The 23,130-nt window shown below is 67.4% G+C and carries 25 protein-coding genes; 11 read left to right on the top strand and 14 right to left on the bottom strand.

Annotated elements, in window-relative coordinates; translation table 11 throughout:
* Window positions 1-80 precede the first annotated feature (80 nt).
* From sbnA to AC0Z36_RS20945, 4 genes are all read right to left on the bottom strand, one after another.
* Window positions 81-1,253, bottom strand: coding sequence for a 2,3-diaminopropionate biosynthesis protein SbnA (gene sbnA, locus AC0Z36_RS20960; protein ID WP_485464516.1), 1,173 nt, complete (start codon window positions 1,251-1,253; stop codon window positions 81-83).
* 40 nt (window positions 1,254-1,293) lie between these two features.
* On the bottom strand, window positions 1,294-2,358 hold the full coding sequence (gene sbnB / locus AC0Z36_RS20955) for a 2,3-diaminopropionate biosynthesis protein SbnB (RefSeq protein WP_485464515.1): 1,065 nt from the start codon (window positions 2,356-2,358) through the stop codon (window positions 1,294-1,296).
* A gap of 36 nt (window positions 2,359-2,394) precedes the next feature.
* On the bottom strand, window positions 2,395-2,589 hold the full coding sequence (locus AC0Z36_RS20950) for a hypothetical protein (RefSeq protein WP_485464514.1): 195 nt from the start codon (window positions 2,587-2,589) through the stop codon (window positions 2,395-2,397).
* Between the two features lie 215 nt (window positions 2,590-2,804).
* A complete protein-coding gene (locus AC0Z36_RS20945) occupies window positions 2,805-3,167 on the bottom strand; it encodes a hypothetical protein (RefSeq protein ID WP_485464513.1) in 363 nt (120 codons plus the stop codon).
* A 298-nt stretch (window positions 3,168-3,465) separates the two neighbouring features.
* Between AC0Z36_RS20945 and AC0Z36_RS20940 the strand changes: the two genes are divergently transcribed.
* Window positions 3,466-4,437, top strand: coding sequence for a LuxR C-terminal-related transcriptional regulator (locus AC0Z36_RS20940; RefSeq protein WP_485464512.1), 972 nt, complete (start codon window positions 3,466-3,468; stop codon window positions 4,435-4,437).
* Window positions 4,438-4,540: 103 nt separating this feature from the next.
* On the opposite strand, the gene AC0Z36_RS20935 is transcribed toward AC0Z36_RS20940, so the two are convergent.
* On the bottom strand, window positions 4,541-5,374 hold the full coding sequence (locus AC0Z36_RS20935; protein WP_485464511.1) for an ABC transporter permease: 834 nt from the start codon (window positions 5,372-5,374) through the stop codon (window positions 4,541-4,543).
* Window positions 5,371-6,342: an ATP-binding cassette domain-containing protein gene (locus AC0Z36_RS20930; protein WP_485464510.1), complete on the bottom strand. Its 972-nt coding sequence runs from the start codon at window positions 6,340-6,342 to the stop codon at window positions 5,371-5,373. The genes AC0Z36_RS20935 and AC0Z36_RS20930 overlap by 4 nt, the downstream gene beginning before the upstream one ends.
* Window positions 6,343-6,820: 478 nt before the next feature.
* Here AC0Z36_RS20930 and AC0Z36_RS20925 point away from each other — a divergent pair, with 478 nt between their 5' ends.
* Window positions 6,821-9,088, top strand: coding sequence for an MMPL family transporter (locus AC0Z36_RS20925; RefSeq protein ID WP_485464509.1), 2,268 nt, complete (start codon window positions 6,821-6,823; stop codon window positions 9,086-9,088).
* A 133-nt stretch (window positions 9,089-9,221) separates the two neighbouring features.
* On the opposite strand, the gene AC0Z36_RS20920 is transcribed toward AC0Z36_RS20925, so the two are convergent.
* A complete protein-coding gene (locus tag AC0Z36_RS20920) occupies window positions 9,222-9,407 on the bottom strand; it encodes a YegP family protein (protein ID WP_485464508.1) in 186 nt (61 codons plus the stop codon).
* Window positions 9,408-9,683: 276 nt separating this feature from the next.
* Between AC0Z36_RS20920 and AC0Z36_RS20915 the strand changes: the two genes are divergently transcribed.
* Window positions 9,684-10,310 (top strand): hypothetical protein, encoded by a 627-nt coding sequence (locus AC0Z36_RS20915; protein WP_485464507.1) that lies wholly within the window; start codon window positions 9,684-9,686, stop codon window positions 10,308-10,310.
* A 169-nt stretch (window positions 10,311-10,479) separates the two neighbouring features.
* Here AC0Z36_RS20915 and AC0Z36_RS20910 read toward each other — a convergent pair whose 3' ends face one another.
* Both AC0Z36_RS20910 and AC0Z36_RS20905 read right to left on the bottom strand, forming a co-directional pair.
* A complete protein-coding gene (locus AC0Z36_RS20910) occupies window positions 10,480-13,191 on the bottom strand; it encodes a hypothetical protein (protein ID WP_485464506.1) in 2,712 nt (903 codons plus the stop codon).
* 457 nt (window positions 13,192-13,648) lie between these two features.
* A complete protein-coding gene (locus AC0Z36_RS20905; protein WP_485464505.1) occupies window positions 13,649-13,906 on the bottom strand; it encodes a LysR substrate-binding domain-containing protein in 258 nt (85 codons plus the stop codon).
* 67 nt (window positions 13,907-13,973) lie between these two features.
* Here AC0Z36_RS20905 and AC0Z36_RS20900 point away from each other — a divergent pair, with 67 nt between their 5' ends.
* Both AC0Z36_RS20900 and AC0Z36_RS20895 read left to right on the top strand, forming a co-directional pair.
* Window positions 13,974-14,573: a PadR family transcriptional regulator gene (locus AC0Z36_RS20900; RefSeq protein WP_485464504.1), complete on the top strand. Its 600-nt coding sequence runs from the start codon at window positions 13,974-13,976 to the stop codon at window positions 14,571-14,573.
* Window positions 14,570-15,532 carry a hypothetical protein gene (locus AC0Z36_RS20895; protein ID WP_485464503.1) on the top strand — a complete coding sequence of 321 codons (963 nt, stop codon included), beginning with the start codon at window positions 14,570-14,572 and terminating at the stop codon, window positions 15,530-15,532. The genes AC0Z36_RS20900 and AC0Z36_RS20895 overlap by 4 nt, the downstream gene beginning before the upstream one ends.
* Before the next feature lie 327 nt (window positions 15,533-15,859).
* Here AC0Z36_RS20895 and AC0Z36_RS20890 read toward each other — a convergent pair whose 3' ends face one another.
* Genes AC0Z36_RS20890 through AC0Z36_RS20875 form a run of 4 tightly spaced genes read right to left on the bottom strand, consistent with a single transcriptional unit; the run spans window position 15,860 to window position 18,577 of the window.
* Window positions 15,860-16,180 (bottom strand): hypothetical protein, encoded by a 321-nt coding sequence (locus AC0Z36_RS20890; protein ID WP_485464502.1) that lies wholly within the window; start codon window positions 16,178-16,180, stop codon window positions 15,860-15,862.
* Between the two features lie 50 nt (window positions 16,181-16,230).
* Window positions 16,231-16,560, bottom strand: a complete 330-nt coding sequence (locus AC0Z36_RS20885) for an STAS domain-containing protein (RefSeq protein ID WP_485464501.1) — start codon at window positions 16,558-16,560, stop codon at window positions 16,231-16,233.
* Window positions 16,560-17,774 (bottom strand): PP2C family protein-serine/threonine phosphatase, encoded by a 1,215-nt coding sequence (locus tag AC0Z36_RS20880; RefSeq protein WP_485464500.1) that lies wholly within the window; start codon window positions 17,772-17,774, stop codon window positions 16,560-16,562. The genes AC0Z36_RS20885 and AC0Z36_RS20880 overlap by 1 nt, the downstream gene beginning before the upstream one ends.
* Entirely contained in the window at window positions 17,774-18,577 is an 804-nt protein-coding gene (locus AC0Z36_RS20875; protein ID WP_485464499.1) for an alpha/beta fold hydrolase, read from the bottom strand. The genes AC0Z36_RS20880 and AC0Z36_RS20875 overlap by 1 nt, the downstream gene beginning before the upstream one ends.
* A 213-nt stretch (window positions 18,578-18,790) precedes the next feature.
* Between AC0Z36_RS20875 and AC0Z36_RS20870 the strand changes: the two genes are divergently transcribed.
* The 6 genes from AC0Z36_RS20870 (at window position 18,791) to AC0Z36_RS20845 (ending at window position 22,650) form a co-directional block, all read left to right on the top strand.
* A complete protein-coding gene (locus tag AC0Z36_RS20870; protein WP_485464498.1) occupies window positions 18,791-19,093 on the top strand; it encodes a DUF6247 family protein in 303 nt (100 codons plus the stop codon).
* 278 nt (window positions 19,094-19,371) lie between these two features.
* Entirely contained in the window at window positions 19,372-19,818 is a 447-nt protein-coding gene (locus tag AC0Z36_RS20865; protein WP_485464497.1) for a nitroreductase family deazaflavin-dependent oxidoreductase, read from the top strand.
* A gap of 155 nt (window positions 19,819-19,973) precedes the next feature.
* Window positions 19,974-20,264, top strand: a complete 291-nt coding sequence (locus AC0Z36_RS20860; RefSeq protein ID WP_485464496.1) for a tetratricopeptide repeat protein — start codon at window positions 19,974-19,976, stop codon at window positions 20,262-20,264.
* A 66-nt stretch (window positions 20,265-20,330) separates the two neighbouring features.
* On the top strand, window positions 20,331-20,879 hold the full coding sequence (locus AC0Z36_RS20855) for a DUF2231 domain-containing protein (RefSeq protein WP_485464495.1): 549 nt from the start codon (window positions 20,331-20,333) through the stop codon (window positions 20,877-20,879).
* Window positions 20,880-21,122: 243 nt separating this feature from the next.
* Window positions 21,123-21,554, top strand: a complete 432-nt coding sequence (locus tag AC0Z36_RS20850; RefSeq protein WP_485464494.1) for a VOC family protein — start codon at window positions 21,123-21,125, stop codon at window positions 21,552-21,554.
* A gap of 154 nt (window positions 21,555-21,708) precedes the next feature.
* Window positions 21,709-22,650: a Uma2 family endonuclease gene (locus AC0Z36_RS20845; RefSeq protein WP_485464493.1), complete on the top strand. Its 942-nt coding sequence runs from the start codon at window positions 21,709-21,711 to the stop codon at window positions 22,648-22,650.
* A gap of 20 nt (window positions 22,651-22,670) precedes the next feature.
* On the opposite strand, the gene AC0Z36_RS20840 is transcribed toward AC0Z36_RS20845, so the two are convergent.
* Window positions 22,671-22,901, bottom strand: coding sequence for a WCX domain-containing protein (locus AC0Z36_RS20840; protein WP_485464492.1), 231 nt, complete (start codon window positions 22,899-22,901; stop codon window positions 22,671-22,673).
* Window positions 22,902-23,130 lie beyond the last annotated feature (229 nt).

The raw sequence follows: 23,130 nt of genomic DNA, 5'->3' as shown, positions 1-23,130 counted from the left end.
CACAACAATTGCGGCGACGCACCCGCGGGGCGTTCAGCCGACTGGTCGGACGAATGGTTTACGAGGGGTTGGGGGAAGCCTCAGAGCCGGATACGTCCGACGAGGATCTGCGCTGCGTCAGCCGCCGCAACCGAGCCTGAAGGCGACGCACCGGACGAAACCGGGCTCGGCCCGACCGGCTGCGCCCCGGCAGGGCCCACAGCCGGTCCGGCCGCTGAACCGACCGACGCCGTACGGTTCAGCCCCTGTGCCGGGATCGGCAGCACCGGGGTCGCCGTCGGACCCGGTACGGGGCCCTCGCCGAGCACCCCGGCCCCGTAGATGTCCCTGACCCAGTTCTCCTGGTAGATCGTGTCGAGGTACCGCTCCCCGAGGTCGGGGGAGATGGTGACCGCCGTCCGCCGCGTCGGCACGGGGTGGTCGGTGAGCCAGGACAGCGCGCCGGCGACGACAGTCCCGGTCGAGCCGCCGAACAGGAAGCCCCGGTTGGCCAGCCGGTGGCAGGTGCGCACGGCTTCGGCCTCGGAGATGTGCATGACCTCGTCCACGTAGGTCTCGTCCAGTTGTGCGGGCCTTACGCCGCTGCCCAGGCCCGGGATCATCCGGGTGCCGGCGGGGCCGCCGAAGCTGACCGAGCCGATGCTGTCGACCGCCACGATCTTCACGTCGGGCCGGGTGTCCCGGAAGTACCGGGCACAGCCCATCAGCGTTCCGGTGGTTCCGGCGCCGACGAACAGGATGTCGAGGTCGGGGAACTGCTTGGCGATGGCCGGACCGGTGGTCCGGTAGTGGGCCATCCAATTGTTCGGGTTGCTGTACTGGTTGAGCCACACGTGCCGGTCGTCCAGCGCGCACATGTCGCGCAGGAAGTTGAGCCGGGCGCCGAGCAGTCCGCCCTCGGCGTCGGGTTCGGTGACCACGTGCACCTGGCTGCCGAAGGTCTCCATGAGCTGACGGGTCGCCAGATTGCAGCGGGAGTCGGTCACGCACAGGAACCGGTAGCCCTTGTTCGCCGCGATCACGCTCAGTGCGACGCCCAGGTTGCCGGACGAGGATTCGATCAGGATGGAGTCGGGGGAGAGCAGTCCGCCGCGTTCGGCGGCCTCCACCATTTCGGTGGCGGCCTTGATCTTGATGGAGCCGGCGAAGTTGAACCCCTCACATTTGAGGAAGAGCCGCTCCCCGAACACCGGCCGCAGGTCGATGTACAGATCTTCGACGTTGAATTCGTGGGGTCTGGAGATCACCGGCATCCGCCGCGCACCTCCCGCTCCGTTCGGGTGTGCACGGGGCCTACCGCTGACCGTAGCGGTGCAGATCGTGGAAGAACCCGTCGACGACCGCGAGCCCGCCGTCCGCCCGCACCCGGTCGTACACGAACTGCCCGACGGCCAGGTCGAGCACGCCCAGGCCGAACGGTGAGAAGACCACCGGCTTGTCCGGCGGGACGCTGACCGCTCCGGTCAGCACGTCGTACAGCGTTCCGGCGATGAAGTCCCGGTTCCCGGTGAGCTGTTCGGCCAGGTGCGGGGAGGTCTGCGCCTTCAGACAGTGCTCGACATCGTCCACGATGTTGACCGCGTCGAGCAGGATCTCCGGCGCGAGGTCGCGCAGGGACACGTGCAGCACCACCGGGTTGTGGGCGAACCAGGCCGGGTCCGTGACATGCGGTTCGCCCGCGACGGTGGCGAAGACGATCAGGTCCGACGAGCGGATCAGCGACTCGGCGCTGTCATGCACCGTGATGGTGCCGGGCTCACCGGAGCCGTCGGCTCCGGACCGTTCCAGATAGGAGCCGAAGCCCGCCATGTGCTGCGTCGACAGGTCGTGCACGCCGACCTCGTCGAAGGACCACCCCGTGCCGACCAGGTGGGTATGGATGTAACGGGCGATCAGGCCGGTGCCGATGAAACCGATCCGGGTGGGCCGCCCGCGGTCCCGGGTCAGCACGTCGGCGGCCAGTGCCGCCGACGATGCCGTGCGGGTCGCACTGATGATGGACGATTCCAGGCAGGCGTACGGATAACCGGTGTCCGGGTTGTTCAGGATCAGCACCGCTGACGCGCGGGGCAGCCCGGAGGCCACGTTCCCCGGAAAACTGGAGATCCACTTCAGTCCGTCGACCCGCAGGCCGCCGTCCGCCGGCCCCCCGAGGGAGGCCGGCAGCGCGATGATCCGCGAGTCGGGCCGGTCGGGGAAGCGCAGGAAGTACGACGGCGGGTTGACCGTGCGCTCCTCGCCGTGCAGCCGGTAGGCCGTCTGGACGAGGTCGGCGAGCTGCTTCTCGCGGCCGGCCAGGGCCTGGTCGACCTGGTGGCCGGGGATGACGGCGAAGGTGGTGTTGTGGGGATGTGGCATGGAGAGGTCCTCTGCCTGGAGGGAACGGGGAGACGGTCAGGACCACGTGGCGTTGTTCGGTGCGACGGTCGGCGGGGCAGTCGAGGGCGTGCTGGGCGCGGAGGCCGGTGCGCCGGGGGTGCTGCCCTCCGCCGAAGCGGACGGGGCGAGCGCGACTATGCCCGCAAAGCCGAGCGAAACAGCGGCGATGGAAAGGGCGGCGGTGCGGAGAATTCCGGTGTTCTGCGACATGGCAAGGAAACCCTTCGGGTCATGGAAACTAACGGAAGTGCACTGAAGTGCGCGGAGGTGCACGCAAGTTCACGGAATCTCGTGGAAGTTCATGGAACTTAATGAAACTTCATCGAAAACCGGAATGATCCCCAGTCGCTTCGCCCGGTGAATTTCGTTTAATCCAACCGGCGTGGCCTGGTGAATATGATTCTGGCCGTGCCGGTGGACCCGTGTCAGCAATCCGGAGTGTCAGCCTCTTGCCCTGGCAGCAGCTTGTCACCTTCATGCCCGTAACCCAGGAGGAACCGGTCGGCGAGCACTGGGACCAGGCCGGCCCCGCAGAAGTCCACCGACCAGCCGGTCAGTTCGATTGTGGCGGCCAGTACCCGCCGGCACAGTCGGTACATCGCAGTCTCGGCGGCGTCCAGAGTCGGCTGGCTGGCGAAGAAGACCAGATCAGCCCGGTCTTCAGCAATGTGGACATAGGTGTGTTCGAGCCCGTCAGGCGATTCGGCGCAGTCGAGGACGCGACGGTGCAGGAAGCTGCCATCAACGGAGCGGGGGCCTGGCGTCAGCCGCGCCTTGACGAGGTACATGCGCTGTCCTCACTGGTTGGCGGGATCTGCGTGGGATTTGTGCGGGACATTGCCGGGTAAATAGGGACAACCATGGCGTGTGTAAAGGATTGTTTTTGGCCGTCTGGACCATATGCATAAGCATGGTCCGATTGTGAGAAAAGGATTCTGGAACAACGATTTGTAGTGATTAGTCCGGCTGGCCGCCACCCGTCCACGTGACGAGGCGTGCTCTGAAGCCCTAGTGACAACTTTTGGAAATGCCACCTAAGATCAGTGAGCACCCGGTTACAGGTGCGCATCTCCCAAAGGACGTTCCATGCTGCAAGCCCTTGGCCTGAGTCAGGACTCCGAAGCTCTGTACCAACGGATTCTCCAGAACCCGCAGGCGGACACGGATCAGCTGGCCGGGCTCCTCGACTGGCCTGCGGCACGTGTCCGGCAAGTACTGGACGAGCTCGCCGTGCTGTCCCTGGTCCAGGCGTCCGTGGCAGGTTCCACCGGAGTCCGGTTGATCAATCCCCAGGTCGCCATGGCGAATCTGGAATCACAGATGCTCAAACGCCAGGAGGAAATGGCGACGGCCCGCCTGGCCATGGCCCACATGGTCGCGGCGCACGACGACATCTACCAGGCCCAGCGTTACCCGGATGTTGAAGAGACCATCGGCCTTGACGCCTGCCGGGCTCGGATCAGTGATATCTCGTACAACTGCGAAACCGAGCTGATGGCTTTTGTGCCGGACGCGGCGCAGTCGCCTGAAGCACGGCAGTCCAGCCGTCCGCTGGACGAATACCTGTTGAACCGCGGGGTCCGGATGCGCACTATCTATCTGGACAGTGTCGTCAACGACAGTCCCACCCTGTCCTACGTGCGCTGGCTGGTCGACTGCGGAGCACAGATCCGCAGCGCGCCCACGCTGCCGTTGCGGATGCTCATCTTCGACCGGAAGATCGCGATTGTGCCGACCGACACCGAACACAGCGGAGCCGGCGCCCTGGTCCTGCGCGGGTCCGGCCTCATCTCGGCCCTCTGCGCGCTCTTCGAACAGACTTGGGAGAACTCGGCCCTGCTCGGCGCCGAGCGAAAACGTGACGACTCGGGACTGACCGGCCACGAGCGAACGGTTCTGCGGCTGCTGGCCGAAGGGCACACCGACGAAGTCCTGGCACGCAAGATGAGCGTGTCCATCCGGACCGTCCGACGGGTCATCGCCACGCTGATGACGCGACTCGACGCGAAGAGCAGATTCCAAGCGGGCATCCGGGCCAACGAACTCGGCTGGATGTGAAGCCCCGCCTGCTGCGGGGGAAACTGAAGATGAGAAAGAACCAGCCGGTACGGTCCTAGCGGACCGTACCGGCTTCGTCGTGTACCGGCGGGAGCCCATGGTCCTAGCCGACCTGCGCCTTGCGGTAGGCACGGGTGCACAGCGGCACGATGATCACCAGCAGCACGGCCAGGCTCGACCACGCGACCGCGTCGGCGTGCCGGACGGCAAACCCGGCGTCCGCGCTGACAGTTCCGCCATTGCCCCACAGCGAGCGGCAACTGGCCGAGACCGAACTGGCGGGGTTCCATTCGGCGACCGTCCGCAGCCAGGTGGGAAGACCTTGGAGCGGCAGGAACGCGCTGGAGACGAATGAGAACAGCACCAGCGCGAGGGACGCGACACCGTTGATCGCCTCCGGATTGCGCATCGTCAGACCGACAAGCACGCCGATCCACATCATCACGTACGAGAACGCGAGCATCAGGGCGAAACCGGCGAGTGCCGACAGGAAACCGCCGTGGATCCGCCAGCCGACGAGGACGCCGATGGATCCGACTGCGGCCATGCCGATCGCGGCGGTGGCCAGGTCCGCGATGGTGTGTCCGACGAGGATGGCCGGCCGGGCCATGGGCAGTGACCGGAACCGGTCGGTCAGTCCTTTGCTGAGATCGGACGACACCCCGAGGGCGGTGATGCCCACGCACGACAGCCCGACCTGGACGAACACGCCGGCCATGACGTATTCGCGGTAGTCCGCGCCGCCTTCGATAGTGATCGCGCTGGCGAACAGATAGCCGAGCACCACCACCATCGTCACCGGGGTGAGGGTGACACCGATGATCTTTTCGGGGGTGCGCTTCAGATGGAGGACATGCCGCCCGATCAGGACGTTCACATCGCTCAGGAAACCGAGCAACGCTCCGGGAGCCCGCTCCGCACCGACAACCGCGCTCATGCGGCCTCCTCCAACTGCGCTGCGGGCTGTCCGGTCGGCTGCCCGGTCAGGTGGAAGAAGACATCGTCAAGAGAAGGACGGCGTACGGCGAACTCGACCACATCGATTCCCGCCGCCTCCAGAGCACCCGAGGCGGCGGTGACCGTGCCGAGTCCCGCGGGCAGTGGAATACGGACACCGCGCCCGTCGGGGTCGACGGTCGGCGGGTCCGCGCAGACCCGCCCGAGCGCGGCGACGGCCGCTGCCGTCTGCTCCGCCCGGTCGACCGTCACCTGGAGCCACTCCTGGCCGACCTTGCGCTTCAGCTCGTCCGACGTGCCCTCCGCGATGACCTGGCCTTTGTCGATGACGACCACCCGGTCGGCCAGGACGTCGGCTTCCTCGAGGTACTGCGTCGTCAGCAGAACCGTCACCCCGGCGGCGACCTGCTCCCGGACGACCTGCCACAGGAGTTGCCGGCTGGTCGGGTCGAGCCCGGTCGTCGGTTCGTCCAGGAACAGCACCCGCGGCTCACCGATGATGCTGCTGGCCAGGTCGAGACGGCGGCGCATGCCACCGGAATAGGTGCCGACCGTGCGGTCGGCGGCATCCGACAGGTCGAACAGGTCAAGCAGTTCGGCGGCCCGCGCCTTCGCCCGCTTGCGGCCCAGGTGCAGCAACCGGCCGAGCAGGACCAGGTTCTCCCGGCCTGTCAGCAGTTCGTCGACCGCCGCGTACTGGCCCGTCAGCCCGATTCGCCGCCGCACTTCGCGGGGATCGCGGGCGATATCGATGCCCGCCACTTTCACCAGACCGCCGGACGGTTCAAGAAGCGTTGTGAGGATGCGCACCGTGGTGGTCTTGCCCGCCCCGTTGGGGCCGAGGACGCCCAGAACACTTCCGTACGGGACCTCAAGGTCGATGCCGCGCAGCGCCTCGTGCTTTCCGTAGCGTTTCGTCAGGCCCTCGACCTGTATCGCCTGTTCCATGACTTCCCTCCTTTCGTTTTCTCTTCCGTTGGCTTTCTGCCGTCGGGCCGGTTTTGTCCAAAGATTTTGTTCGAACAAAACCTGATACCGGGCAGGGGGATATGTTGGGAGTGTTCTGGGAATTTCCCGCAGGGAAACAGAAGTTCTCCGTGGCCGCCACCTCTGGCCGGCCGGTCGCTTCTCAGGCAACAGTCACGTTAGCGGCCTGTGACCTGCAAGAACACTGCTTTGACTGTCAACAGGAGGCCATGGCAGGAAGGTGACACGGGTGCCCGCCCCGACGGTTTGCGCCTGCGGGAAAGCAATATCAGAGGAATCGGCCAACCGTCTTGCATTCCGTACGGACTTCATGGTGGAGTGGCCGGGACCGGGAAGTCCCAACACTCCGGTCAGATTCCCGCACCGCAGGGCGGGTTCAAGTGCCACCTACAGCAGAGTTCACTTCTCAGGCTCCCTCCGACCTTCGGGAGCCCCGCACATGTCACAGCGTCCGTCCAACCCACGCGTCCCCGCCGCCAACACCCGCCACAAGCCCCGCCGCAACGGCCTCGCCGCCGCCATCGGCGGCTGGAGCACCCGCCACCGCAAGACCGCGATCATCGGCTGGCTGCTCTTTGTCGTCCTCGCCTCGGTGATCGGCGGCATGGCCGGCCAGGTGTCCATGACCGACGCGGAGTACGGCACCGGCGAGTCCGCCCGGGCCGAACAACTCCTCATCGACGCTGGCATCAAGGCCCCGGCCGACGAACTGGTCCTCGTCCACAGTGGCGAACTCACCGCTGACGCGGCCGAGTTCAAGGCCGCCGTCGAGGCCGTCCGTACGGCCGTCAACGGTTCGGGCAACGCCCAGAACGTCAACGACCCGTACGCCGAGAACCTCATCTCCACCGACAAGCACGACGTGCTCGTCCGCTTCCAGATCACCGGCGACCCTGACACAGCGTCAGACCGGGTCGAAAAGGTCCAGAAGGCCGTCAAGGAAGCCGGAAAGGCCAACCCGCAGGTGACGCTCGGCCAGTACGGCCAGGCCAGCGCGGGCAAGGGCATCGACGACAGCCTCGGTACGGACTTCGCCCGCGCGGAGTGGACCGCCGTCCCCCTGGCCCTGGGCATCCTGCTCGTCGCGTTCGGCGCGCTCGTCGCCGCGGTCCTCCCCGTCGCACTCGCTCTTACCGCGTGCCTCGCGGGCATGGGTCTGCTCGCTCTGACCAGCCACGTTGTCCACGCGGACACCATGACGATGTCCGTCATGATGCTCATGGGCCTGGCCGTCGGCGTCGACTACTGCCTCTTCTACCTCAAGCGTGAGCGCGAGGAGCGTGCCAAGGGACACGACGCCGCGACCGCACTGGAGATCGCCGCCGCGACCTCGGGGCGCTCCGTACTCGTCTCCGCCCTGACCGTCGTCGTGTCGATGGCCGGCATGTTCCTGTCCGGCATGACCATCTTCGCCGGGTTCGCGATCGCCACCATCCTGGTGGTCCTGATCGCCGCCGCCGGGTCCATGACCGTCCTGCCCGCCGTGATGTCGAAGCTCGGCGACAAGGCGCACGCCGGACGCATCCCGTTCCTGGCCCGCCGCCAGGGCGGCGAGTCCCGCGCCTGGGGAGCGGTCGTCGGTAAGGTGCTGGCCCGCCCCGCCCTGTCCGCGGTGATCTCCGCCGGAGTGTTGCTGCTCCTGGCGGCTCCCGCGCTCGGCATGCACACCGAGAAGCTGCCGCTGGACAAACTGCTGCCCGCCGACACCGCGCTGGTGAAGACGTCCCAGCAGATCGCCAAGGCGTTCCCGGGAACCCCCGGGCCGGCCGAGGTCGTCCTGCGCACCCCCAACGTCTCTTCCCCGCAGGTCCAGCAGGCTGTGGCCGCGTTCAAGGACGCGGCCCTGAAGACCGGCCAGGTCGGCGCGATCGAAGTGACCGCGATCCCGGAGAAGAACATCGTCCGGATCAGCGTCCCGCTGAACGGCGACGGCTCGAACAAGGAATCCCGCAACGCGCTGGACACCCTCCGCAGCAAGGTCATCCCGCAGACGCTCGACGCACTGCCCGACAGCAAGGTCGCCGTACGCGGAGACCTGGCCACGTCGGTCGACTACAACAAGCAGCTCAGCGACAGCATCATCCCGGTGTTCGCCTTTGTCACGGTGGTCACGTTCCTGCTGATGCTGGTCAGCTTCCGCTCCCTGACGATCGCCGGAACGTCGATCCTGCTCAACCTGCTGTCCGTCGCCGCCACGTACGGCGTCATGACCGCTGTCTTCCAGCACGGCTGGGGGGCCGGACTCGTCGGCACCACCGCACCCGGCGCCATCGAATCGTGGATGCCGCTGTTCATCTTCACCGTGCTGTTCGGCCTGTCGATGGACTACCACGTGTTCGTCGTCTCCCGGATCGCCGAAGCCCGCGACCGGGGCCTGACCACCAAGGACGCCGTCGCCCACGGCATCCGCTCGACCGCCGGGGTCGTCACCAGCGCCGCCGTCATCATGGTCGCCGTGTTCGCGGTCTTCGGCACCCTGTCCATGCAGGACTTCAAGCAGCTCGGCGTCGGCCTGGCCGTGGCCGTCCTGCTCGACGCCACCATCGTCCGCGCGGTGCTGCTGCCCTCGGTGATGGCACTGCTCGGCGAGCGCAACTGGTACCTGCCGCGCTGGCTGGGCTGGCTGCCGAAGATGTCCCACGGCGAGGAGCCGGTGCCCGCGCCGCCGGCCGCGCCGGTCTACCAGGAGAACGTGCACACGGGCTGATCTTTACGGCTCACCGCTCACCTTTTACAACCCACGGCCCACGACCCACGGTTTACGGCCCACGGTTTACGACACAAGGCCCGGTGCGGGAAGAGAATTCTTCCCGCACCGGGCCTTGTGCCGTAGTTCTGGATCAGGCGGCCGCGAGTTCCTTGACCGCGGCCGTGGCCGCGTTCTTCTTGATGGACTCGATCCCGTTCATGCAGGCGGACTTCGATTCGTACGCTTCGCCGACCGCGATGATCTGGCCGTTCCCGGCCTTGAGGCGGAACCGGTACTTCCCGGCCTTGTCGGTGTAGACCTCGAACGCTGCTGCCATGGAGCCCACCTCAATCAGTAGATTCAGACCTATTAGCACGTTATGCGCTCCCTTGGGAGTCGGCATCCCGGACCGCGCGTCACGCGTCCGTCCAGGGCGGTCCCGGGAGGGGCCGGGGCAGGCAAGCGGTGGAACCGTGCTGGTCAGCCGGGTGGTTTTATACCGTTTAGTGTGCCGTTGCCTGATTGTCAGCCGGTGCGTTGCGATGCTCGCTGACCGGGGACGCATCAGAGCGCCGGGACACCGACCCTGCCGGTACGTCGTGGAGGACCGCCTATGACCAACCAGACCGCCGTCGACTTCCTGCTCCGCCCGGCCCCCGGCACCACACTGCTGCGCGCGGCCCGCCTGGTCACTGAGGTCCTCGCCCCGGGCCAGTTGGTGATGGTCGTCCCGCTCGCCGTGGGCTGGCACGCCACCGGGAGCCTGACCGGAGTCGGCTGGGGTCTGTTCGCCACCTTCTTCTGCAGCGTCCTCCCGTACGCCTTCGTCCTCTGGGGCGTCCGGCAAGGCCACTGGACCGACCGGCACATCAAGGTCCGCAGCCAGCGGAAGTTCCCCCTGCTGGTCACCCTGGCCAGCGCCACCGTCGGCATCGTTCTGCTGGTGATCCTCCCGGGGGCTCCCCGGCAGTTGCTGATCCTGGTGGTCACGATGCTCGGCGGCCTGGCCGTGACGCTCGCCGTGACCAAATGGTGGAAGGTCTCCGTGCACACCGCCGTGGTCTCGGGCGTGGCCACAATCGTGATTCTGACGTACGGATTTCTCCTGGTCGCCGTCTTCATCGTGGGTCTGACCGCCTGGTCCCGGGTGGTCCTCCGGGACCACACGCCGGCCCAGACCATCGCCGGAGCACTACTCGGCGCGGCTACGGCTGCGGTGTACTTCACGCTGGTGAACTGAGACCAAGGTCGACTCCGCTGTTCATCCAGCGCTTCGTGAAACTCCCCAGCCGCACGCACGTGATCCACGGATGCTGAACGCCGGAACCCGACACCCACCACCCGTGGACCGCGTGTACTCCAGTGAACCAACGGCCGTCCAGCAGCCGTGGATCACAAAACCGCACGACTCAGCCCGCAGCCTCCTCGTGGATCTCCGCCCGCGCCGTCTCCGCCTGCTCCTGCACCGTGGCCAGCACCGACGGCGGCACATCCTTGTCGCGGAACGTCTCCACCATCTTGTCGAGCACCGCGTCCGCCTGCGCGAGGTCACCCTCCTGGCCGTGCGCGCGGGCCAGCCGCCGCATGGTCTTGTTCAGCGTGATGTCGTCCACCAGGCCCGGACCGGCCGAGGCGTCAGCGGTCGACGCCTTGACCACCGCGTCCAACTGCTCGATGCTCTGCTTGGTGTCGGCGGGCCTGACCCGCACGCCGCCGCGCCCCAGCGTCAGGAAGTTCCGTCCGGCGTTGGTGCCCTTGACCATGTGGGCGTACACCGCCAGCGGGTGCGCGCCGTAGTCGTCGAGCACCGCGTCGAGGGCGTCGTTCCCCTCGTTGAGCTGCGGCGCGTCCGAGCCGAGGAACGCCAGGAGCGTGCCCTGCTGATCGCCCATCAGCAACTCGCCGACCGCCTCGTCGGCGGCCTCAAGCGGGTGCCGTACCCGCAGCGGCTGCTCGGCGGACACCACCCGCGAACCGTCGGGGGCCTGGTAGACGGCGCGCAGCTTGTACGCGCCGGGCTGCCCGAAGGTCAGACCGTCCGCCCCGTACCCGAGGTAGGCGCTCCCGTACAGCGCCGGGTCGGCGGCGGTCAGCCGCACCCGCCGGTCCGCGTCGGAGCAGGTCCGGGTGAGGGGCCGCCAGATGCGCGTGTCACCGGACGGGTCGGTGATTGCGATCAGCAGGTTCTCGCCCTTCGGGCTCAGATTGGGAATGACCTCGACTTCGGGCCGGGTTCCGTCGAGCGCCAACTTAAGTTCGGCGACCACGGGTTCCCCGTACGCGAAGGTCTTTCGCCCGGTGAGCGTCAACCGCAGGCCCGACTCGTCGACGAGCGGTGCGGCCAGGGCGTCGAGGGTCCGGTCGGCGGCGCCGTTGATGAAGTCCTGCCCGCCCATGATGATGTCGCGGTAGAAGCCGTGCCGCAGGTGGCGGACCTCGTCATCGGTGAAGCGGTACGTGAAGTCAGCCCAGTAGGCGGCCTCGCCCCTACCGTTGGGGCCGACGTACTTCCAGTCGTAGTTCATCCACGACAGGTCGCCGAACCCGTTGTTCGGCCCGAGGGGCTGGGGCGGGACCGCGAGCCCCTTGTCCCACGAGTGCAGCAGGTTGAAGGCGTGGCCCAACTCGTGGACGTACGTGCGCAGTTCGCGACGCGTCCCGGCCCGGCCGCCGAGCACCTGCTCGGTGTAGAAGACCGTCATTCCCTGCCGCTGGAGTCCCTCCAGGTCGAACATGACCCCCAGGACGCCGTCTTCGACGTAACGGGTGCTGACGAACGTCCACACCTTCCACTGCGGCGCGTCGCGGTAGCCGCTGAAGTTTCCGACCATCGCCGCGTGCAGTTCGGCCTCGGACCAGCGCAGATCGGCTCCGGCTTCGGCGACGGACACCACGTTGACCGTGCCGGAGGTCCGCAGTTCGATGCCCGCGTCCGCGTAGGCGCCGGCCACCGTCAGGTCCCGTACGGGAACACCCGGCGGCCGGGGGTTCGAGCCGGTGTCGTAGTGCCCGAAGGGAACGGTGCCTTCCATCGTGTCGACTTCCCAGTCGACCGTACGGAGGTACGGGGAGTCATAGTCACACGCGAAGTCCTGCTGCACGGTCCCGTCCGCGTTCGCCAGCGTCAACGTCGCCGTGCCGCCAGGGAGGCCCGCGGAGAGCCGGTCGACGGACACCGTCACGTACGGCGTGGCGAACTCGTTCGCGAACACCCCGACGCCGCTCGCGGTGACCCGCTCCACCCCCGAGGTGGTGGACGGGGTCTTGAGGATGAACGAGTTGCTGTACACCGTCGTCCCACCGGCGATGCCGAACAGGTCCGCGCTGACGGTGCCCAGTGACCGCGCACCGTCGAGGTCGAGCCGCAACTCGACCTGGGTGTCGCCCGAAATGCCGGTGTAGCGACCGCTGACCGGCCGGTAAGGCGTCGTGTACGGGGCGGGTACCGCCGCCAGACCAGGGGAGACGTCCGTGAGCAGACCGGTCGTCTCCGGTCCGTTGGTCCACTGGAACGACATCGCCGACTGCCCGCGGATGAACAGGGTGCGCTGCGCGGACGGGTCCGGGTCGATCATGACCGCATGGTCGAAGTTCCGGTCGAAGTCGGCCGGGAGCTTCCGCCACCCGGCTTCCGGCAGGCCACTGATCAGGCCTTCGTACGTGATTCCCGCATCCCAGTCGAGCAGCAGGGCACGGTCACCCTTGAACAGGAGCGTGCGCCACGAACCGGTGGGCGAGTTGCGCAGCTGGAGCGCGCAGTCGACGTCGGTACGGTACGCGACCGGCAGCAGCGGGCCGAACTCCGGCAGCCCGGTGACGACACCCTGGTGCACCGCGCCGCGGTCCCAGTCCCACCACAGGTACTGGTCACCCGCGAAGAACACCGTCTGGTGCGACCCGTCGGCGGGCAGCAACTGCATCGCGCCGTCGGCGGTCGCGGCGAAGGGGCACGGAACGGCCGGCCGGTTCCCGTAGGCCTCGGACAGCGGGCCTTCGTAGGCGAGCGAAGTCCGGTTGATTTTCGCGACCCGGTCGCCGCGCAGGAACATCGCTTCCCACGGCTTGCGCAGGGTGGGGATGATCGCGGCGTAACCGGTGGTCTTGAGACGCATGAAGGCCATCGAGGGGCCTCCCCTCTGCGGGGGTCGCACACGTTTTGAGCGCTCGGAAGTGGGTGCTCTGAGCGCAGTGTTCTGCGGGGGAGGAGAGGTGGGGAGGGGCCGGAGCGGAACTGGCGGAAAGAAGCCCATCGATGGCGGGAAAGCGCCGGCTGACCGGTGTGAATCGCTGGGCAGGCGGGAGATCGCCCGCAGCCCCACTCCAGCGGCGCTTGCCCGGCTGGGTGGCCTCAGGAGGACGACGGATCAGGCCGAAACTGGAAAATTTGGACAGTTGAGCCATGTCTCCCAATTGGGAGACGGTGGTTTTCGGAGCAAAAACCGGTCATTCAGCGTGCGAAGACACGCCTCATTTCTCCATCTCATTTCGACGCCTCATTTCGACGCCTCACTTCGCGCCTCACTTCGCGCCTTACGTCACGCCTCACTTCGCGCCTCACTTCGCGCCTTACGTCACGCCTCACTTCTCAGGCTCCCGATCCGGCAGCGCCGCCCGCGCCCGCTCGACCAGCGCCCGCGCCGCCGGACTCACCGGCCCCGCCGACCGCCACGCCAGCGCGAGCCGCCCACGCAACTTGGGACGGCTGACCGTGACGACATGCAGCAGCTCGGAGTAGTGCTGCGCCAGGGACTCCGGCAGGACCGCCACCCCCAACCCCCGTCCGGCCAGCTGCGCCAGGGTGCATCGCCGCCCGTCTAACGCACACGCGACAGCCACCTGCCCGTGCGACCCCTGGTGAGCAGTTCCCCACGTTATAGTCGATTCCTGCTATCAGGAGGCGACTATGGCACGCCGCAGTGTGGACAACCCCCTGGCCCTCACTCTCATGGGCCTGCTGACCGAACGTCCGATGCACCCCTACGAGATGTCCTCCGTACTGCGTGACCGCGGCAAGGCCACCACCGTGCGGATCAACCGGGGCTCGCTCTACGACGTCGTCGCCGCCCTCGAACGCGAAGGCTGGATCCACGCCCAAGCCACCGTCCAGGACGGCCCCCGTCCCGCGCGCACGGTTTACGCGCTGACTGCTCCCGGCCGCACCGAATTCGTCAACAGACTCGACGAACAACTGCGCAATCCCCGGCGCGAGTACCCGCACTTCCTCACTGCGGTCTCCTACCTCGGCGCACTCGGACAGGACGCGGCGATCGAGGCGCTACAGGAGCGCGCCCGTCGACTGGACACCGCAGTCACTGAGGAACAACAAGCCCTGGACCAGCTCCTGACGTCAGGTCAGGTTCCGCGCCTGTTCGTGATCGAGGCCGAGTACGGACTGCATATGGCGCGCAGCGAACTCGCCTGGGTGCGCGAGACCACCGAGCAGGTCCGGTCCGGCACGCTCGCGTGGCCGGCACCGCATGTTATTGAAGGAGACCAGCGATGAACGCCCTGCTTTTCGGCGTCTACCCCGGCGGGGCGACCGGCGACGACACCGGCGGCCTGGCCGTCGGCCCGGCCGACGACCCCGCCTCGATCACCGCCTGCCTGCGCACCCTCCAGGCGGGCCGCCGCCCGTTCCTGGTCCGGGGCTACCTGGCCTTCACCGACCCGGGCGACACACGCACGTCCACCCCGGACCGCGTCGCCCAGTACGCCGCCGAGGGGCGCACCCTCGACCTCGTCCTCCAGTACCAGTCCCGAAGCGGAGACGTCGCCGGATACACGGACTTCGTCCGGCAGGCAGTCCGCCGGTACGGCCCGCTCATCACCACCCTCCAGGTGACCGAGGAGCCCAACGTCGAAGGAAACCCGACCCTCGACGGTTACTACCCCGGAGTCCAGGAAGCGCTGGTTGACGGAGTCCTCGCCGCAAAAGACGAGGCCGTACGGCTGAACCTGCCCTATCTCCGGGTCGGCTTCAACACCACCCCACTGTTCGGCCCGGCCGTGGACTTCATCGCAGACCTCGTCCACCGTGGTGGACAGCCCTTCCTCGATGCCCTCGACTACGTCGGCCTCGACTTCTTCCCGGACGTCTTCCGGCCTATTCCCGTAGACGAACTCCACGACGCGGTAAGCGGATTGCTGACCTACCACCGAAACGACTGCCTGACGCCCACCGGCATCGGGCCGAGCACGCCCCTCCACATCACGGAGAACGGCTGGCCCACCGGCCCGCAGCGCGGCGCCGCCCAGCAGGCCCAGGTCCTGGAGACCGTCGTCACCGCCGTCGAGGAGTGCCGGGCACCGCTCAACATCGGCGCGTACATCCACTTCACCCTCCGCGACGCGGACAGCGGCAACGCCGGCCCGTTCCACCAGTTCGGGCTGACGTACGACGACTACACGCCGAAACCCGCGTTCGACGCCTACCGGAAACTGATCGACCAACTCGGCCGGTAGTCGATGCCCGGCGGGTTAGTTCCAGCGTAGGGACTGGCTGAGCCGGGGGCCTGGCCAAGGGCTGAAGCCGCAGCCTGGGCAGGCGACCGCGCAGGAGTGATCCGTACGCCCAGGTGATCGGTTGGTTTGTCCTGCGGACTACGCTCGCGCGAGTCGGCGCGACAGGGTGTTGACCGGGAGATTCCGGCCTGCTGATCTTCTGCGGGATTTCCGGGATCTCCAGGACCACCACACCAGGCACCGGCTCCCAGCCCGGCACGGCGCAGAGTGCGAGCACAGCTCCACATGTACGACATAACCGTAGTCACCGCCACCGCTGCCGCAGGCTCAGTAGTCCTCATACCCATCGCCGCGCAGCTCCGGATTCCCCTCCAACTTCTCCATCAGCGCCGTCGAGAAGGTGATCGCCGCAAACCACGCGTCCTGGTCCGGACCGCCGACCCCCAGGACCCCGCCGCGCTGCACCCACGGCTCCGCCCGCCCGGTGAGCATCACCGTCACCTCGGCCAGGACCCCGGTGTCGTCTTCCACGAGGACGAGATTGGCCAGTGAGCCGTAACCCCGGCGGTGCAGGCCTTCCTCCGTGCCCTCTGCCGCGAGCCGACGGAACTCGTCCAGGTACTCGGCGTACTCCTGCGTCAGTGTCATAGGGCAAGCCCACCATTAGTGGGGCGGAAACGCCTGTTGTGCGATCTCTGTCAGGCGAGCCCACGGTGCGGCATACCGCCGTGCGGGCTGCTGACGACCAGCGCCAGTGACCCCTCCAGCAGGTAGGGGTGGCCCTCGTAGTAGTCGATGTGTGTATGCCCGCCGTCGTCCATCGCCGCAGCAACCGTCGGATGCGTCGGGAACACCTGGTCGAGCCCCACCACCTCGAACACCCGGGCGAGCTCGGCGGGGAGCGCGGCCAGCGCGATGTGGCCCTTCGCCGTCAGCACCTGGTTGCGGGCCCGGACCAGCGCCGTGATGCCGCTGGAGTCGCAGAACGTGAGGCCGGTCTCGCGGGCCGTGACAGTTAGCCCAGGCATCACGCCTCCCCTACAGTCGGGACGCCGAGCGCCAGCACCGCGGTGTCGTCGTCCAGGCCGTCACCGAACGTCGCCAGGAGGGCGGTGACCGCGTCGACGGCTGCCGCGGCGGTGGTCGGGGCGAGTCCGTCGGCGAAGGCGAGCAGGGCTTCCTGGCTGTAGCGGCCTTGGGCCGTACGGGCCTCGGTAAGCCCATCGGTGTACAGCATCAGGGTGTCTCCGGGACCCAGACGCACGGTGGTGCCGGCGAACTTGGCGTCGGGCAGGACACCGACCAGCTGACCGCCGGGCGTCGGCAGGTATTCGGCCGTGCCGTCGGCGTGCATCAGGAGTGCGTTGGGGTGGCCACCGCTTGCGAGGGTCACGGTGAAACCGTCGTCGTACGGGATCAGCAGCCCGAAGATGACGGTGCAGTAGCGTGGATCATCGCGCTGGTACTCGTGGTGCAGCACCGTATTGAGATTGCCCAGGACGGCGATCGGATCGGGCTCGTACGCCGCCGCGGCGCGCAACGTGTAGCGCGTCAGTGAAGTGACCGCCGCCGCGCTCGCGCCCTTGCCGCACACGTCGCCGAGGAAGAATCCCCACGTGCCCTCGCTGAGCGAGAACAGATCGTAGAAGTCGCCGCCGAGCTGGTCGGCGGAGGCCGTGTGATAGTAGGCGGCGGACTCAAGACCACGCACGCGCGGCAGTGACGGCGGAAGCAGGCTGCGCTGCAGCGTGCCCACCAGCCGCTGGAGGCGTTCGCGCTCCTGTTCGGCTTCCTGCCGGGCCTGCAGCAGCTCACGTTCATACGCCAGCCGGTCCCGGGCATCGAAGACGGTCGTACGGATGACCAGCGGTTCGCCGCCGGAGCCGGATTTGACCGTGGACGTCACCAGCACCGGCAGCCGGGTGCCGTCGGTGGCCTTCAGCTCCAGGGCGATTCCGCCGATCTCACCCTGGAGGCGCAGCAGCGGCGCGAAGTGCGTCTCGTGGTACAGCTTTCCGCCGACCGTGAGCAGATCGGTGAAGCGCCGCCCCACGAGCTCCGCGCGGGTGTAGCCCAGCCAGGTGAGCAAGGTTGTGTTGACCTTGACGATCTCCCCGTCGAGGAGCGTGGAGAGGTAGCCGCACGGTGCGTTCTCGTACAGGTCCTCAGCGCTGTCCTCCCACAGTGCGGCGAACGCGATCCTGTCATCGGAATCGCTCGGGCCCTGCGTGGTGGGGCACATCATCGGAGCCCGGCCGTGAAGGCGAGTATCGCGTCGGCTGTCGCTTCCGGGGCGCTGAGCTGCGGGCAGTGGCCGGTGGCGGTCAGTGTGACCAGTCGGCTGTCGGGGACGTGTGTGTTCACGTACGCGCCGACTCCGCGCGGAGCGATCACATCGCTGGTGCACTCGATGACAAGTGTCGGCACGGTGACTTCCGGCAGGTCGGCGCGGTTGTCCGACAGGAATGTCGTGCGTGCGAAGGCACTGGCGATGGCCGGGTCCGTACGGCAGAAGCTGTTCGTCAGGTCAGCCCCGAGCTCCGGGCGCGTCGGGTTGCCCATGATGACCGGGGCCATGGTCGCCGACCAGCCGAGGTAGTTGCTGTTGAGGGAATCGAGCAGCTCGTCTATGTCGTCGCGGCTGAACCCGCCCACGTAGTCCGTGTCGTCGATGTAGCGGGCCGAGGGGGTGACGAGGACCAGCTTGGCGAACCGCTCCGGCTCAGCGTTCGCGGCCAGAACTCCGATCATGGAGCTGACCGAGTGCCCGACGAAGATGACTTCGGTCAGGTCCAGGTCCCGGCAGATCTCCAGTACGTCCGCCGCGTAGCCGTCCAGCGTCGTGTAGCGCTCGGGATGCCACGCGGACAGATCGGAACCACCCATTCCCACATAGTCGAACAGGATCACGCGGAAGTGTTCCGCCAGTGCTGGGACGACCAGTCGCCACATGTTCTGATCGCAGCCGAAGCCGTGCGCGAGCAGCATGACGGGGCCGTTCTGGCGGCCTGTCATCGATATGTTGTTCCTCGCGCGTACGTCCATAGGGGCCATCATTTCACTGTGACCAGCGGGAAGTTGTGTTGGGTGCGGGAATTCTACGGATTCCCGGAGCGAATTTGCCTGTTCGTTGCGCAGGAATCGCAGAATCCCCACGGCTGACAAAAAAGCGCGTCCGTCCGGCAGTTGCCCTGACGCGGATGTCTCTGCGTACGCTGTCACCGGTACACCGGTCCTTCAGTCGGAAGGGGTCATCCAGTGAGCACCGAGGCACTGCCGCTCCCGGGCAGCGCGGTCGAAGTGCGCTCCGCCCTGCCGGAGTTGCACCGGAATGCGTTCGACGAGGCACTGCGTGTAGTCCTGGCGAAGCACCACGACGGCACTCCTGCCAGGTTCGCCGGCCTGTACGACGAACTGGACAAGGTCGTCAGCGGGTTCCGGGTGCTGGCGCGGGCGTTGTGCGTGCCGGAGCGGTCGGCGGTCGACAGCGCCGTGCGGCGACTGCGCGCTGGAGAACCGGGTGCCAGTGTGAGCCTCGACGATTTGACGGCCGGCTGTTGAGGTTCGCGGTTGAGGGCTGCTGTCGACGTCCGCGGTAGAGGCTCGCGGTAGAGGACTGCTGTCGACGTCCGCTGGTGCGGCCCCGTCCACCCCTGTGTTTCACCGGGGTCGCGGTGGTCGACTGAAGCGCACTCCATGAGTCGGCGTCCTACGCAAGTGTTCGGGCACGGCGGCGTGGGGCGTGTCCGCCCGGAGCATTAGTGGTTAGGTCGAGTTGAGGTCGTTCGGAGAATCGCACTCGCGGACGACGTGTGGTCGCGCTGAAGAAAAGGGATGACATGCCGCTCAACGGTGAGTACGAGCCCAGCCCGACATCGTGGGCGCGTGATCAAGTCGCGCTGTACGAGAGCTCGGGAGGCACCGAAGGAACGACGATGCGCGGCATGTCGGTCGTTATCCTCACCACCCGCGGCGCGAAGAGCGGCAATCTTCGCAAGAGCCCGCTGATGCGGGTGGAACACGACGGGACATACGTCGTTGTCGCGTCGCTGGGCGGTGCCCCAAAGCACCCGGTCTGGTACCACAACGTCGTCGCCGACCCGCGCGTCGAGCTCCAGGACCGTCCGGTGCGTACGGATATGACGGCCCGTGAGATCACCGGGGACGAACGCGAACTGTGGTGGGAGCGCGCGGTCGCGGCGTTCCCGGGCTACGCCGACTACAAGCTGAAGACCGACCGGGTGATCCCGCTCTTCATCCTGGAGCCGGTGCCCGGCGGGCACTGAGCAGGCCGTCCAGTGAGCCCGGTGGCCCCGCCTCATGGCGGGGCCACCCGTGCGACGGCCCAGAACGCCCCGGCGTCGAGTGCGTTCTGCACCGTCGGGAGCAGCGAGCGGAATTCCAGATGATGATGTGTACGGTCGACTGGCAGACTCCCGTCATGACTACTGACGCAGGTTGGGACCGGTGCAACGCCGAGCTGTGGGGCGCACTGGACGACCTCGACCCCGCCGACTTCCGCGCGAAGATCGACGCGCTGACCGCCGAACGGACCGCTGGATCCGACGAGTTGGACGATGCGGTCATCGCGACCCTGGCCCTGGCGCTCGCTGACACGGGTCATGAGCGCGAGGCGGCCGGGCTGGCGGTCACCGCGCTGGCCAGGTACCTGCCGAGGTACAACCGGTCGATGACGAACTACGGGAAGGACCTGGCGGGCGAGTTCGCATAGGGGGTGTACCCCACGCATAGCCCACGCGGCCCCGGGCAGCCGCCCCGCATGACGATTCTGACAACCATGAAGCGCCTGGAAGACGCCCGCGTGCTCGACCGGCCCGCGTCCTGGCTGCGCGCACTGTCGGACCAAGTGCCGCAGGGCGGCGTACGGGACGCTCTGCGCGGCGAACCGGTGGGACACCCGGTACACCCAGGACTGGTCCACATACCGATCGGGGCGTGGACATCGGCCAGCGTGCTCGACTTCGTGCCCGGGACCGGCCCGGCTGCCAGTGTCCTGATCGGACTGGGCCTGGGCATCGCGCTCCCCGCCGCGGCGACTGGCGCGGTGGACCTGGCGACGATGTCCCCGGCCCAGCAGCGGGTTGGCGTTGCACACGTGGCCTGCAACGACATCGCGATCGTGTTGTACAGCGCGTCGCTGTTCTCGCGGCTGCGGGGAAAACCATTGCGCGGGCGCGGCTACGCACTCGCCGGACTGGTCGCAGTCGGAGTCGGCGGGTTCCTCGGCGGCCATCTCGCCTACCAGCGGATGGCCGGAACTGACGGGGCGCAGGACGCCCAGCAGACCGCGGGTGTCGCCTCGGTTGAGGACGGGACGATGACTTGAGCACTGGTGGGGGCCCACGCCGAAGCACCGGAGCGGTTCCGGGCGCTGGTGAACGGGTTCCTGGACAGCGGCGGGCCCGGGATCAGTTGAGGCGAACGTCCAGTCCGTAGTCCACTCTGGTGTGATCGGGGTGTGTCCGCGGTGTCTGCCGCCCAGAATGAATCGGGACCGGAGCACGGTCCCCAGCTCGCAGTGGAACGTCAACCGGTCCGCCGGACATTCGCTGAGCGTAGGAGAGACACCGTGGAATGGACCCTTGAGATCGTCAACATCCCCGTCACGGACGTGGACCGGTCGAAGGACTTCTATGAGCAGAAGTGCGGTTTCAAAGTCGACGTCGACACGGCCATCGGCGAAGAGGCGCGGGTCGTCCAGCTGACTCCGCCCGGTTCGCGCTGCTCGATCGCCCTCGGCAGTGGAATGCCGGCCGCTCCCGGCCAGACCGCGGCGGCTCCGGGCTCCCTGAAGGGGCTCCAGTTGTGTGTGGTGGACATCGTCGCGGCCCACGCGGAGCTCGTGGAGCGGGGCGTCGACGTCAGTGCGGTGCAGCATGTCGGAGCTGACGGCTGGGCCGAAGGACGCGGCGGAACCTGGAACGCGTTCATGTTCTTCCAGGACCCGGACGGCAACGGCTGGGCCGTGCAGGAAGCACCTTCGCCGCTCAGTGAGCGGTAGGGCTCCGCGGAGTGGGTGTGGGGTCTCTCGCAAGTCACTGCGGGGATCCCACCCGACGGAGGACTACCGCGCCTTCCCCTGGTCACGATGACCATCATGTCGGGCCCCGGAACCAGGCACAGTGTCAGCGCGGCGCGAACGAGCGGAGCAGGCCATGGCAGGCGAATACGGTCAGCGGGATCGAAACGACCTGGAGGACGGAGAGCAGGAGATGGCAACTGCCCTGGTGCGACCTGCGTCGGATGTCGTGCCCGACGACGTACTCACGGCGTTTCTGGACTTGGATCTGCCCGAGGGCTACCGGGGAGAGCTCATCGAGGGGGAGATCGTTGTGAGTCCGCCGCCGAACGGCCACCATGAGCACATCGTGGCCGACATCGCGCTGAAGATCGCCCGGAAAGCCGCAGTGGATTACCACGTCAGTGGCAACAAGGGCATCGTCACTCCATTCGGACATGTGATTCCTGACCTCGTCGTGGTGCCCGTCGGACTGTTTTTCGGACAGGAATCCTGGATGCCATCCGTCGGTATCGAACTGGTGGCAGAGGTGACCTCCAGTGCCGCCGCCCGGGACCGGGAAGCCAAGCGGCACGCCTACGCCGCAGCCGAGGTCCCGCTCTACCTGCTGGTCGACCGCGGCGAGCAGACCGTCACCCCGTTCTCCGAGCCACGCGCGGGCGACTACCGCGCCGACACGCGGGTGCCGTTGGGCAAGGTGATCGCGATGCCGCCGCCGTTCGCGTTCAGCCTCGACACGGCGGACAACGTCCGGGCCCGCACACCTGCCTGCATTCGATCACCGTACGGCCGTCGCGTCGGAACCGCGCTGCGACCTGGCCGCGCGACGTCTGACGGGCGTCACCCCGTCTCGTTGGCAACGGCGGCAAAACGGAATCCCAGTGCTTTCAGGAAATCCGTCACCAGCCATTCCGCGAACGGGTCGCTTTCGGCCACGAGGGCTGCCGAGACCGCTTCCCGGTCCGGCTCCCGGCCGGCCTGCCGCACCGCAGGGAGTTCCTCTAAAGGACCGTCACATCGGGCCACCACAAAGCATCCACTGAATCCCATGATCAGAAACGGTACGCGTCCGCACTGACATCCGGCGGCCACCCCCGACTACTGGTCGGGTTGGCTGACAGTGCCGGACTGGGACTCCAAGGAGCGGACGGCGGGCCGGACCCTGTGGGGGGCTGGGGTTCGCCTGCCGGAGGTGTAGCGTGCCGCCAGCACACGGGACGTCTCGGCGATACGGGCCCGCAACTCCGGTGGTCCGAGGACCTCGATGTCCGTGCCCAGGGCGAGGAACACCCCGTGGGCACGGTCGACCGACTCGATGGGGAGCGTCACCGCCAGGTCGACGGCGTCGCCGACTTCATCGACCGTCTCGACGCGGCAAAGAGCCCCTGACCTCAGCGATCAGCCGCTAACGCCGGATTTGGTGCCAATATTCTCCAAGGGCCCGCACGCCCTGAGCGGTGGCACTCTCAGAGGGCGTTTAATGTAGGCAAATTTACCTTTATGCACTAGTAAGTCCCTCGCCAGGTTGGTGTTGTTTCGTCCGTTATGCGCTTGGCGA

The organism is Kitasatospora sp. UYEF31, assembly GCF_057291755.1.
This window is presented reverse-complemented; position numbering and strand designations above follow the sequence as displayed.

Bases quoted from the DNA above. Each gene is read 5' to 3' on its own strand.
- sbnA (WP_485464516.1), bottom strand. From the start codon at position 1,253: ATGCCGGTGATCTCCAGACCCCACGAATTCAACGTCGAAGATCTGTAC.
- sbnB (WP_485464515.1), bottom strand. From the start codon at position 2,358: ATGCCACATCCCCACAACACCACCTTCGCCGTCATCCCCGGCCACCAG.
- AC0Z36_RS20950 (WP_485464514.1), bottom strand. From the start codon at position 2,589: ATGTCGCAGAACACCGGAATTCTCCGCACCGCCGCCCTTTCCATCGCC.
- AC0Z36_RS20945 (WP_485464513.1), bottom strand. From the start codon at position 3,167: ATGTACCTCGTCAAGGCGCGGCTGACGCCAGGCCCCCGCTCCGTTGAT.
- AC0Z36_RS20940 (WP_485464512.1), top strand. From the start codon at position 3,466: ATGCTGCAAGCCCTTGGCCTGAGTCAGGACTCCGAAGCTCTGTACCAA.
- AC0Z36_RS20935 (WP_485464511.1), bottom strand. From the start codon at position 5,374: ATGAGCGCGGTTGTCGGTGCGGAGCGGGCTCCCGGAGCGTTGCTCGGT.
- AC0Z36_RS20930 (WP_485464510.1), bottom strand. From the start codon at position 6,342: ATGGAACAGGCGATACAGGTCGAGGGCCTGACGAAACGCTACGGAAAG.
- AC0Z36_RS20925 (WP_485464509.1), top strand. From the start codon at position 6,821: ATGTCACAGCGTCCGTCCAACCCACGCGTCCCCGCCGCCAACACCCGC.
- AC0Z36_RS20920 (WP_485464508.1), bottom strand. From the start codon at position 9,407: ATGGCAGCAGCGTTCGAGGTCTACACCGACAAGGCCGGGAAGTACCGG.
- AC0Z36_RS20915 (WP_485464507.1), top strand. From the start codon at position 9,684: ATGACCAACCAGACCGCCGTCGACTTCCTGCTCCGCCCGGCCCCCGGC.
- AC0Z36_RS20910 (WP_485464506.1), bottom strand. From the start codon at position 13,191: ATGGCCTTCATGCGTCTCAAGACCACCGGTTACGCCGCGATCATCCCC.
- AC0Z36_RS20900 (WP_485464504.1), top strand. From the start codon at position 13,974: ATGGCACGCCGCAGTGTGGACAACCCCCTGGCCCTCACTCTCATGGGC.
- AC0Z36_RS20895 (WP_485464503.1), top strand. From the start codon at position 14,570: ATGAACGCCCTGCTTTTCGGCGTCTACCCCGGCGGGGCGACCGGCGAC.
- AC0Z36_RS20890 (WP_485464502.1), bottom strand. From the start codon at position 16,180: ATGACACTGACGCAGGAGTACGCCGAGTACCTGGACGAGTTCCGTCGG.
- AC0Z36_RS20885 (WP_485464501.1), bottom strand. From the start codon at position 16,560: ATGCCTGGGCTAACTGTCACGGCCCGCGAGACCGGCCTCACGTTCTGC.
- AC0Z36_RS20880 (WP_485464500.1), bottom strand. From the start codon at position 17,774: ATGTGCCCCACCACGCAGGGCCCGAGCGATTCCGATGACAGGATCGCG.
- AC0Z36_RS20875 (WP_485464499.1), bottom strand. From the start codon at position 18,577: ATGGACGTACGCGCGAGGAACAACATATCGATGACAGGCCGCCAGAAC.
- AC0Z36_RS20865 (WP_485464497.1), top strand. From the start codon at position 19,372: ATGCCGCTCAACGGTGAGTACGAGCCCAGCCCGACATCGTGGGCGCGT.
- AC0Z36_RS20860 (WP_485464496.1), top strand. From the start codon at position 19,974: ATGACTACTGACGCAGGTTGGGACCGGTGCAACGCCGAGCTGTGGGGC.
- AC0Z36_RS20855 (WP_485464495.1), top strand. From the start codon at position 20,331: ATGAAGCGCCTGGAAGACGCCCGCGTGCTCGACCGGCCCGCGTCCTGG.
- AC0Z36_RS20845 (WP_485464493.1), top strand. From the start codon at position 21,709: ATGGCAGGCGAATACGGTCAGCGGGATCGAAACGACCTGGAGGACGGA.